This is a genomic window from Acinetobacter sp. YH12046 (genome assembly GCF_013419905.1).
Taxonomy (GTDB): Bacteria; Pseudomonadota; Gammaproteobacteria; order Pseudomonadales; family Moraxellaceae; genus Acinetobacter.
The window spans coordinates 1-1,199 of the sequence record NZ_VOZF01000081.1 but is presented as its reverse complement, the minus strand read 5'-3'; the positions used below and the strand labels follow the sequence as shown (position 1 = coordinate 1,199).

Annotated in this window: 1 protein-coding gene; it reads right to left on the bottom strand. The window is 38.9% G+C overall.

What is annotated here, in order from left to right; genetic code table 11:
* Nucleotides 1-52: 52 nt before the first annotated feature.
* Nucleotides 53-1,128, bottom strand: a protein-coding gene (locus tag FTU03_RS16015; RefSeq protein ID WP_087514472.1) for an IS3-like element ISAba20 family transposase whose coding sequence is annotated in 2 segments (ribosomal slippage) — nt 53-876 and nt 876-1,128 — 1,077 coding nt in all. Because the reading frame shifts where the segments join, the coding sequence is not laid out codon by codon here.
* Nucleotides 1,129-1,199: the final 71 nt, after the last annotated feature.

Genomic DNA, 1,199 nt, shown 5'->3' with positions numbered 1-1,199 from the left:
GGTAATACCCCCATTTTTAATTGAATTAATGGGTAGAAAATCTAAAGCCTTGTTATTGTTTAAAAATAGGTGGACAACCATTTACTGACATATGAGGTCGTTCATGATTATAAAAGTACTGCCAGTCAGTTGTATAGTCCTGCACCTCGCTCAGATCTCGAAATAAATATTGATTTAGACACTCATAACGTACTGTACGATTAAATCGCTCAACATATGCATTTTGCTGTGGATTGCCTGGTTGAGTAAATACATGCTCAATACCATGCTGATCACACCACTTTTCCATCAGCTCACTTATATACTCTGGGCCGTTGTCGGTTCTAATGCGTTTAGGTTTGCCTCGCCATTCAATGAGCTGATCAAGTCCTCTCAGTACACGTTCTGCTGGCAATGAAAAGTCAATCAATATATCCAATGACTCGCGATTATAGTCATCAATCACGTTGTGAACTCGATAACTACGTCCATCACTGAGTTGATCATGCATAAAGTCCATTGACCATGATTCATTCTTAGCTGTCGGTACTGCAAGGGTTTCTGGCTGTTCTCGTTTAATCCGCTTATTAGGCTTGATTCTTAAATTAAGCTCAAGCTCCTTATAAATGCGATAGACACGTTTGTGGTTCCATTTGTATTTTTTAACATTACGCAAATACAGGAAACAAAGCTTGAAGCCCCATGTTTTATGATCATTGGTTAATTGAATCAACCATTCGGCAATCTGTTGATTCTCTTCATCTAAACGAGCTTTATAGCGATAACACGTTTGACTGACTTTAAAAATTAAGCAGGCCATGCTGATTGAAATCTTAAATTGCTCAGTAGCTTGCTGAGCAAGTGACTTTCGCTGAACAGGCCTTAAAACTTTTTTAAAAGTGCATCTTGCAAGATGTCTGACTTTAGCCGCTCATCAGCATACATGCGTTTTAAACGGGCATTTTCAGCCTCAAGTTCTTTAAGCCGCGTCATCATTGAAAGATCCATGCCGCCATATTTGGACTTCCACTTGTAGAATGTAGCAGAGCTCATACCATGTTCGCGGCACAAGTTCGGTATGGGTGTTCCTGCTTCAGCTTGCTTCAAGATACTCATGATCAAGCTGTCTGAATACTTAGATGTTTTCATAGAAAATCTCCTTAAATCAAGGTTATTCGATTTTCTACTTTTAAACTCAATTATTTTTAGGGAGGATTACC